The following is a 9,890-nucleotide window of genomic DNA, read 5'->3' as shown; positions in this document are numbered from 1 at the left end:
CTTCGGACCGGGTCTCTTCGGACCGGGGGTCTTCGGGCTGGGTCTCCGGCAAGTCCACTTCCACCGTCATCGCATCGGACACACTATTGAGATGGTCCGGCGCGCGTCCGAAGTTCGCACATACCGCGTGTAACGGAACCCATACCCGCGCCGGCGGCCGGGTCCGCGCGCGGAGAACACGCGCGGGACCCGCCCGCCGGCGGTGCACGTCAGCGGGTGTCGCCGCCCCCTGAGCCGTCCGCCGCCGCGATGGCCGCGCGGCCGGCCTCCAGCCGGGCGACGGGGATGCGGAACGGCGAGCAGGACACGTAGTCCAGGCCGACCTCGTGGCAGAAGTGCACCGAGTCCGGGTCGCCGCCGTGCTCGCCGCAGATGCCGAGCTTGATGCCGGGCCGCGCCCTGCGGCCCTCCTCGGCGGCGATGCGGACGAGCCGCCCGACGCCCTCCCGGTCCAGCGTCTCGAACGGCGACACCCCGAAGATGCCGAGTTCGAGGTACCGGGAGAAGAACGCCGCCTCGACGTCGTCGCGGGAGAAGCCCCACGTCGTCTGGGTGAGGTCGTTGGTGCCGAAGGAGAAGAACTCGGCGGCCTCGGCGATCTGCCCGGCGGTCAGTGCCGCCCGCGGCAGCTCGATCATGGTGCCGATCAGCGCGGGGACGTCGACGCCGGTGGCCTCCTTCACCTCGTCCAGGATGCCGCGGGCCTCGTCGCGGACGGCCTCCAGCTCCTGCACGGCGCCGACGAGCGGGATCATGATCTCCGGGCGCGGGTCGCCGCCCGCCTTGCGGCGCGCCGCCGCGGCCTCGGCGATCGCGCGGACCTGCATGGCGAACAGGCCGGGAATCACCAAACCGAGCCGCACCCCGCGCAGTCCGAGCATAGGGTTCTGCTCGTGCAGCCGGTTGACCGCCTCGAGCAGCCTCCGGTCCTTGGCATCGGCGCCGTCGCCCGCGAGCGCGACCTTGACCGACAGCTCGGTGATGTCGGGGAGGAACTCGTGCAGCGGCGGGTCGATGAGCCGGATCGTGACGGGCAGCCCGTCCATGGCCTCGAAGATGCCCTCGAAGTCGCTCTTCTGCAGCGGCTCCAGGGCGTCCAGCGCCGCCTGCCGCCCGGCGTCGTCCTCGGCGAGGATGAGCTTCTCCACGAGCTGCCGGCGGTCGCCGAGGAACATGTGCTCGGTGCGGCACAGCCCGATGCCGGCGGCGCCGAAGCGGCGGGCGCGGGCGGAGTCCTCGGGGGTGTCGGAGTTCGCGCGGACCTTCAGCGCGGCGCGCGCGTCGGCGTGCCGCATGATGCGGTCGACGGCCCTGACGAGGTCGTCGCCGTCCTCCAGGGCCAGCTCGCCCTCGAAGTACCGGACGACGGGCGAGTCCTCCACGGGGACCTCGCCGAGGTAGACGTCGCCGGACGACCCGTCGATCGAGATGACGTCGCCCTCGTGCACGGTCACGCCGCCGGGCGCGGTGAAGTGCCCGTCCTTGACGTCGACGTCCAGTTCCTCGGCGCCGCAGACGCACGTCTTGCCCATGCCGCGCGCGACGACGGCGGCGTGCGAGGTCTTGCCTCCGCGCGAGGTGAGGACGCCCTTGGCCGCGACCATGCCGGCGAGGTCGTCGGGGTTGGTCTCGCGGCGGACGAGGATGACGTCCTCGCCCTGCCCGGCCAGCTCGACCGCGCGGCCGGAGCTGAACACGGCCTTGCCGACGGCCGCGCCGGGCGAGGCGTTCATGCCCTTGGTGAGCTTCTGGACGCCGTCGACCTTGCTGGCGAACCGGGGGAACATGAGCTGCGCGAGCTGGTCGCCGGTGACGCGGCGGGCGGCCTCGTCCAGGTCGATGAGCCCCTGGTCGAGCAGCTGGCAGGCGATCCGGAACGCCGCGGCGGCGGTCCGCTTGCCCACCCGGGTCTGCAGCATCCACAGCTTCCCGCGCTCGATCGTGAACTCGATGTCGCACATGTCGCGGTAGTGGTTCTCCAGCGTCTCCATGATCTGGAGGAGCCGGTCGTAGGACGCCTTGTCGATGCGTTCGAGCTCCGTCAGCGGCACGGTGTTCCGGATGCCGGCGACGACGTCCTCGCCCTGGGCGTTCTGCAGGTAGTCGCCGTACACGCCCTGCTGGCCGGACGCGGGGTCGCGGGTGAACGCGACGCCCGTCCCCGAGTCGAGCCCCATGTTGCCGAAGACCATCGAGCAGATGTTGACGGCGGTGCCGAGGTCGACGGGGATGCGCTCCTGCCGCCGGTACAGGATCGCGCGTTCGGCGTTCCACGAGTCGAACACCGCCTTGACGGCCAGGTCCATCTGCTCGCGCGGGTCGGTCGGGAACTCCCGCCCGGTCCGCTCCCGCACGATCGCCTTGAACCGGTCGACGAGCCCTTTGAAGTCGTCGGCGACGAGGTCGGAGTCCTGGTCGGTGCCGCGGGCGCGCTTGACCTCCTCGATCGCGTCCTCGAACAGGTCGCCGTCGATGTCCAGCACGGTCTTGCCGAACATCTGGATCAGCCGCCGGTAGGAGTCCCAGGCGAACCGCTCGTCGCCCGCCTGCGCGGCGAGGCCGTGCACGGACTCGTCGTTCAGGCCGACGTTGAGGACGGTCTCCATCATTCCCGGCATGCTGAACTTGGCGCCCGACCGCACGCTGACCAGCAGCGGGTCGTCGCTCTGCCCGAGCTTCTTGCCCATCGCGGACTCGAGGCCGGCGAGGTGCGCGTTCACCTCCTCCGCCAGCCCCTCGGGCAGGTCCCCGTGCTCGAGGTAGTGCCGGCAGGCCTCCGTGGTGATCGTGAACCCGGGGGGGACGGGCAGTCCGAGGTTGGTCATCTCGGCCAGGTTGGCGCCCTTGCCGCCCAGCAGATCTTTGAGGTCCTTGTTGCCCTCAGTGAAGTCGTACACGAACTTCGGCACGGGGAGCTCCTTTTCGCTCCGGTTCCACCCAGCGGCAGTTCCGGCCCACCTGCCCCAGGGGTGTGCTCCGTCGCGTTCCCCCAGGCAGAAGCGGGTCCGCTGCCCTGTTTGCCGGGACTGTACCCGCGCATCGGACGGTTGCTCGGCGCCCGGTGCGCCGGAGGGAGTTTTCCCAGCTCACACCGCAGATAATGGTCTATTCCACTGGGGAGACCGAGACCACGCCGCGCTCCGGGCCCGGCCGGAGCGGCGGTCGCGCGCACATGGCGCGCCCATTGCCCGGGAGAGGGGATGATGGAGATCAGGGAGGTGAGGTTGTGAGGCCGAAGGTCGCCGGCGGCCGGGCGGGAGATCCGTTCGCCCCCATCGCCGATTTCGGGTTCCTGTCCGACTGCGAGACGACCGCGCTGGTCGCGCCGAGCGGCAACATCGAGTGGATGTGCCTGCCGAAGATGGACTCGCCGAGCGTGTTCGGGTCGATCCTGGACCGCGACGCGGGGTACTTCCGGGTCGGCCCCGCGGGCGTCGAGGTGCCCGCGGCGCAGCGCTACATCCCCGGCACCATGGTCATGGAGACCACCTGGTGGGTGCACGGGGGCTGGCTCGTGGTGACGGACGCGCTGCTGATGGGCCCGTGGCACCACGAGACGGAACGGTCCCACACGCACCGCAGGGCGCCGACCGACTACGACGCCGACCACGTCCTGCTGCGGATGGTGCGGTGCGTGAACGGGCAGGTCCAGGTCCGGCTCGACTGCATGCCGGTGTTCGACTACGGCCAGACGCCCGCGCGCTGGGAGCACACCGGCGCCGGGTACCACGAGGCGGTCGCGCGCGGCAACGGCGTCGGGCTGCGCCTGACCACCGACATGAACGTCGGGTTCGAGGGGTCGCTCGCCACGTCCAGGACGCTGCTGAAGCAGGGCGAGTCCCGGTTCGTGGCGCTGTCGTGGAGCGAGCACGCGGCGCCGTCGTCGTGGCAGGAGGCGCAGGAGCGGCTCGTCTGGACGGTGCACCACTGGCAGCACTGGCTCGACCGCGGCCGCTTCCCCGACCACCCGTGGCGCAGCCACCTGCAGCGCAGCGCGCTCACGCTGAAGGGCCTGACGTTCGCGCCGTCGGGCGCGGTCGCGGCGGCGGCGACGACCTCGCTGCCGGAGACGCCGGGCGGCGACCGCAACTGGGACTACCGCTACACCTGGATACGCGACTCCACGATGGCGCTGTGGGCGTTCTACACGCTCGGCTACGACTGGGAGGCCAACGACTTCTTCTACTTCATCACCGACGTCGCCGAGGCGGCCGAGGGCAAGCTGCAGATCATGTACGGGCTGGACGGCCGGGAGGAGCTGCCCGAGTCCACGCTGGAGCACCTCACCGGCTACGACAACGCCCGGCCCGTGCGCATCGGCAACGAGGCGTACATGCAGGCGCAGCACGACGTGTGGGGCGCGATCATCGGCTCCATCTACCTGTTCGTGCGCAAGCGCGACCGGCTCGACGACCGGCTGTGGAAGATCATCATCAAGCAGGTCGAGGACGCGCTCGCCAACTGGCGCACCCCCGACTGCGGCATGTGGGAGGTGCGCGGCGAGCCGCAGCACTTCACCTCGTCCAAGATCTTCTGCTGGGTGGCGGCCGAGCGCGGCGCCCGGCTCGCCCGGGTGCGCGGCGACCAGGACCGGGCGCGCCGCTGGCAGGCCGCCGCCGACGAGATCCACGCGGACGTGCTCGCGAACGCGCTGGACGAGCGGGGCGTCTTCACCGCGCACTACGGCGCGACGGCGCTGGACGCCTCGGCGCTGCTGATCCCGCTGCTCGGCTTCCTGCCCGCCGACGACAAGCGGGTGCGCGAGACCGTCCTCGCCATCGCCGACGAGCTGTCGGAGGACGACCTCGTCCTGCGGTACCGCGCGGCGGAGACCGACGACGGGTTCGACTCCGACGAGGGCACGTTCACGATCTGCTCGTTCTGGCTGGTCAGCGCCCTGGTGATGATCGGCGAGCTGGACCGGGCGCGGGCGCTGTGCGAGAAGCTGCTGTCGTATGCGAGCCCGCTGCAGCTGTACGCCGAGGAGATCGACCCGCACACCGGCCGGCACCTCGGCAACTTCCCGCAGGCGTTCACCCACCTGGCGCTGATCAACGCGGTGATGCAGGTGATCAGAGCGGAGAACGACGAGCCGCAGCCGCCGCTCGCCTGACCCCGCTCCCCCGGCCCGGACGGACGGCCGGGCCCGCTCCCCCGGCCGTCCGCAGACCTTGATCACAACTTGGCCGACATCTGCCGGAATTGACCTTTTTGTTGCACATCCCGGTTACCGTTCGCCCGTGACCACGCCACCGTCCGCTGACGACGACCCCGAACCCTCCCCCTGGGCCCCTCCCGACGCCCCCGCCTCCGACGTCCCCGCTCCGGACGCTCCCGCACCCGGCACTCCCACCCCCGGCACCTACACACCCGGCACTTACACACCCGGCGCGGCCACGCCGTATCCGGCCCCGCCGTTCCCGCCCGGGCCGCCCTATCAGGAGCCCGTACGGCGGCGGACCAACCAGTTCGCGATCTTCGCACTCGTCACCGGCCTGGTCGGCATGGCGCCGCTCGCGGTCGGCTTCGCGATCACCGCGCTCGTCCAGGCGGGCCGCCGCGGCGAGCGGGGCCACGGCCTCGCCGCCGCCGGCCTCGCCGCGTCCGCCGTCTGGGTGGTCGCCGCGGCCGTGCTGCTCGTCGCGCTGCCGTTCGGCCGGCCCGGCCCCGGGCGGGCCGACGCCCGCCGCGACGGCCTGACGGCGATCGCCGACCTCGACGTCGGCGACTGCTTCACCGGTCTCACCGATGACGGCGCGGGCGGGTACCGGGCGAAGGAGCAGCCCTGCACGCGACCCCACGAAGGGGAGGTCATCGCGCGCTCGGAGGAGCGGTACAGCGACGGAAGCGGCGCGTGGGCCGAGCAGCTGTGCGGGAACAAGACCGAATACCTTCAGCGGAGCCGGTACCGCGAGGACCTGGAGCCCTACTACGCCTGGTCCGGCGACGACGCCCGCACGCTCACGTGCCTGATGAGCTATACGGGCACCGAGCCGCTCACGACGACCCTCGCCGGCACGGTGGACACGAGCCTGAAGACCTACGACCAGCTGAACGTCGGCGAATGCATCGACGAGTGGGAGCAGACCGACCCGTTCACGGCCACCGTCTCCTGCAAGAAGCCGCACCGCTTCCAGGTGTACGCGAAGTTCACGCTGCGCACGGAGGACTCCTCCCTGGAGTACGGCGGGTACCCGGGCGAGGACGCGCTCGACAAGAAGGCGGGCGGCGGCTGCAGCAAGCGCGCCGACAAGCTCCTCCGGGAGCACCCGGTCGACCGCGACCTCCAGCTGATGTACGTCATGCCGGCCGAGGACGACTGGTACCGGGGCGTCCATGACGTCGTGTGCCTGCTGTCGCCCGCCAGCGGCAAGCTGAAGAAATCGCTCGTCCCGTGACCGCCTCCGAGACGCCGCCGGGCGATGCGCCGGAGCCGGGACGGCGGCGGACGAACCGGCTCGCGATCGCCTCGCTCGTCACGGGACTGCTCGGCCTGGTCCTGTTCGCGGTCGGTTTCGCCGTCGCCGCGCTCGTGCAGACCCGTCGCCGGGGAGAGAAGGGGCGGGGCCTCGCCGCCGCCGGGATCGCGGCCTCCGCCGCGTGGATCACCGCGATCGCCGTCGTGGTCGTCGCGGGCGTGCCGCGAGGCGGGGACGACCCGGGCCTCGCCAGCGACTACGGGCAGCCGCGGGCCTCGGCGCTGAAGCCCGGCACCTGCTTCGTCGGGTTCGAGGAGAAGTCGGTCGCCGTCTTCCTGAGGGCGGCGCCGTGCAAGGGAGCCCACGAGGGCGAGATCGCCGGCCGGGCGGCCCTGCCGGAGCGCCCGTTCCCGGGCGACGGGGAGGTCGCGGCCGAGGCCGGGAAGCTGTGCCGGGACCGGACCGCGTTCCTGGAGAAGACGGGCCGCGCCGAGGAGTTCCGGCTCTACACCGACCGGCCCGACAAGGAGATGTGGGAGCGCGGGGACCGTACCGTGACCTGCGTCGTCCGCTTCATCGGGTCCGGCTATCTCACCGTCGCGCTCGAGGACGTCGCCAAGGAGCCCCGGGACTACAACGACCTGGTCCCCGGCGACTGCGTGAAGGAGTGGGACGCGACCGGCGCGGTGTCCGTCGTCGACTGCACCGAACCGCACAAGATCCAGGTCTTCGCCGTCTTCGACCTGAAGGGCGACACGCTCCCCTCGACCGCGGAGATGGACGACCGGGCGGCGCGGGGCTGCGCCGCCCGGGCCCGGAAGATCTGGGGCTCGCGCCCCCTGCCGGAGAACGTGGAGCCGTCGTACGCGCGGCCGAACCCCACGGCCTGGGAGCTGGACGAGCGGCAGGTCGTCTGCATGTTCGAGGCCGTGCGGGGTTCGCTGACGCGGTCGCTGATGCCGGAGTGACCGCGCCCGCCGCCGGCGCCCGGCGGGCGCCGGCGGCACGCGGCCCGCTAGACGACGGCGCCGGAGCTGTCCGCCGTGCGGCGGACCGGCTTCTTCGACCTGCCCTGCGGCGGCGGGGTCTTCGCGAAGCGCTCCAGCACGACGGCGATGGGCGTCGCGGTGAAGACGCTGGAGTAGGTGCCGACGACGATGCCGATCAGCAGCGCGATCGCGAAGTCGGTCAGCGAGTCGCCGCCGAGGACCGCGAGGGCCGCGAGGATGAACAGCGCGCCCATACCGGTGTTGATCGTCCGCGGGACGGTCTGCAGCGTGCCCCGGTTCGCGATGTCGGCGAACCGCCCCTTCGGGTTCAGGCCCCACATCTCGCGGACGCGGTCGAACACGACGACGGAGTCGTTCACCGAGTACCCGATGATCGTGAGCAGCGCGGCGAGGAAGACCCCGTCGATCGGTTTGCCCAGCCAGGCGAAGATGCCCGTGACGATCGCGATGTCGTGGAACATCGCGACGACCGAGCCGGTCGCGAACGTCCAGCGGAACCGGATCGTCAGGTAGGCCAGCTGCGCGAGCAGGGCGATGCCGAGCGCGATCAGCGCCTTCTTCCGCAGCTCGCTGCCGAGGCTCGGCCCGATCAGCTCGTCGCGCTCCTTGGCGGCGCCGCCGCCCGCCTTCGCCAGCGCGTCCCGGATCCGCTTCTCCTCCTCGTTGGTCAGGTCGGACGTGCGGACGGAGATGTCGTCCTGCCCGGACGTCTGGACGACGGCGCGCGGGAACCCGGCGTCGGCGACGGCGGCGCGGGCCTTGTCGATGTCGACGGGCCGGCTGGTGGAGTACTCGACGAGGCGCCCGCCGGTGAACTCCACGCCGTAGTTCAGCCCGCGGGTGAAGATCCCGGTCATGGCCAGGATGACCGCGACCGCGGAGATCCCGACCCACATCGGGCTGCGCTTCATGATGTCGGGGCCGCTGGTCTCCAGCCAGTTGCGGATCCGCCCGGCGCCGCCGAGCCCGCCGGCCCGGCCCTTCATGATCTTGGGCATCCGGGCCGCGGCGGCGTCGGTGAGCACGCGGCTGATCAGCATCGCCGAGACGAGGGAGGCGAGCACACCGATGGTCAGCGTGACCCCGAAGCCCTTGACCGGCCCGGAGGCCAGCCAGAACAGCAGGCCGCCGGCCAGCAGGGTGGTGACGGCGGAGTCGGCGATCGCCGACCACGCCTTGTTGAAGCCGATCGCGAGCGCGTTGCGCGCGCTGCGGCTCCGCACCGCCGCCCGTTCCTCCCTCGCCCGTTCGAAGGCCAGCACGTTGGCGTCGATGGCCATGCCGATCGCCAGGACGAAACCGGCGAGGCCCGGCAGGGTGAGCGTCGCGCCGATCGCGACGAGGGCCGCGTAGGAGATCAGTGCGTAGCAGGCCAGCGCGGCCGTGGCGAGAAAGCCGGCGATGCGGTAGACGGCCACGATGAACAGGCCGGTCAGGATGATGCCGATGACGGCGGCCTTGGCGCTGGCGTCGATCGCCTCGTCGCCGAGGGTCGGGCCGACCACCCGCTGCTCGATGATCTTCACCGGGACGGGCAGCGAGCCGCCCTGGATGAGGGCGGCGAGGTCCTTGGCCTCGCCGGCGCTGAAGTCCCCGGTGATCTGGGTGGAGCCGCCGGTGATGCCGACGCCGCACGGCACGCTCTGCGTCACCTGCGGGGACGAGATGACCTTGCCGTCCAGGACGATCGCGATGCGCCGCTCGTCGCCGACGGCGCAGGCGGCCTTGGCGGTCAGCTTCTCCCAGGTCTTGCCCCCCTCGCCCTTGAAGTCGACGTTGACGGCCCAGCCGCCGAGATTCTGCGGGTCGTAGGAGGCGCTCGCCTTGCCGATGCCGTCGCCGGTGAGCGCGGCGGGGCCGATGAGGATCTGCTGCCCGCTCTCGTCCGGGATCAGCTGCTGCCCCTTCTCGGCCTTGCCGGTGTTGGGCAGCACGGGGTGCGCGGTGAGCTGCGCGGTCTTGCCGACCGCCTCGACGGCGCGGGTCGGGTCCTGGACGTCCGGCAGCTCGACGATCAGCCGCCGGTCGCCGGACCGGGTGATGGACGACTCGGCGACGCCGAGCGCGTCGATGCGCCGGTGCAGGACCTCGCGGGCGCGGTCGGTGGACTCGCGGTCCGCCTTGACGGTCGGCGAGTCCTGGGTTTCGAGCACGATCTGGGTGCCGCCGCGGAGGTCGAGGCCGAGGCGGGCCGGTTTGGACCAGGCGAAGTAGAAGGACGTGGCGAGCACGGCGAGCGCCAGTACCGCCCGCACCAGGTTGGCGCGAGTCAAGAGGGAACCTCCACACGGAAGTTTCGGCGCCGCGCCTCAGCGTGCGGCACCGCGGACAGGGGTCGTCTCAGCTCCGTGGGGGGGCGGGCGGCGCGCGCCCGCGCGGTGCGGCGGGCGGCACGAGGTCGGGTGAGGCCGGCGCGGCGGCGGGCGGCGGGATGCGCCCGGCCGGCGGCGGGGCGGCGGCG

5 protein-coding genes are annotated in these 9,890 nt (G+C 72.0%); 3 read left to right on the top strand and 2 right to left on the bottom strand.

The window, feature by feature from the left end:
- Nucleotides 1–209: 209 nt before the first annotated feature.
- On the bottom strand, nt 210–2,909 hold the full coding sequence (gene ppdK / locus ACIWVC_RS20570) for a pyruvate, phosphate dikinase (protein ID WP_396454437.1): 2,700 nt from the start codon (nt 2,907–2,909) through the stop codon (nt 210–212).
- Nucleotides 2,910–3,226: 317 nt separating this feature from the next.
- Between ppdK and ACIWVC_RS20565 the strand changes: the two genes are divergently transcribed.
- The 3 genes from ACIWVC_RS20565 (at nt 3,227) to ACIWVC_RS20555 (ending at nt 7,387) form a co-directional block, all read left to right on the top strand.
- The gene (locus ACIWVC_RS20565; protein ID WP_396447027.1) at nt 3,227–5,113 is read left to right on the top strand and encodes a glycoside hydrolase family 15 protein; all 1,887 of its coding nucleotides are present in this window, start codon (nt 3,227–3,229) and stop codon (nt 5,111–5,113) included.
- A 127-nt stretch (nt 5,114–5,240) separates the two neighbouring features.
- On the top strand, nt 5,241–6,398 hold the full coding sequence (locus ACIWVC_RS20560; RefSeq protein ID WP_396447028.1) for a septum formation family protein: 1,158 nt from the start codon (nt 5,241–5,243) through the stop codon (nt 6,396–6,398).
- Nucleotides 6,395–7,387, top strand: a complete 993-nt coding sequence (locus ACIWVC_RS20555) for a septum formation family protein (protein ID WP_396454436.1) — start codon at nt 6,395–6,397, stop codon at nt 7,385–7,387. Before ACIWVC_RS20560 ends, ACIWVC_RS20555 begins: the two co-directional genes overlap by 4 nt.
- A 47-nt stretch (nt 7,388–7,434) precedes the next feature.
- On the opposite strand, the gene secD is transcribed toward ACIWVC_RS20555, so the two are convergent.
- Nucleotides 7,435–9,702, bottom strand: a complete 2,268-nt coding sequence (secD, locus tag ACIWVC_RS20550) for a protein translocase subunit SecD (RefSeq protein WP_396454435.1) — start codon at nt 9,700–9,702, stop codon at nt 7,435–7,437.
- Between the last annotated feature and the right edge of the window lie 188 nt (nt 9,703–9,890).

Origin of the sequence: Actinomadura sp. (assembly GCF_044508335.1) — a bacterium.
GTDB lineage: Bacteria > Actinomycetota > Actinomycetes > Streptosporangiales > Streptosporangiaceae > Spirillospora.
The sequence above is the reverse complement of the archived record's forward strand: the minus strand, read 5'-3'. Positions and strand labels throughout refer to the sequence as shown.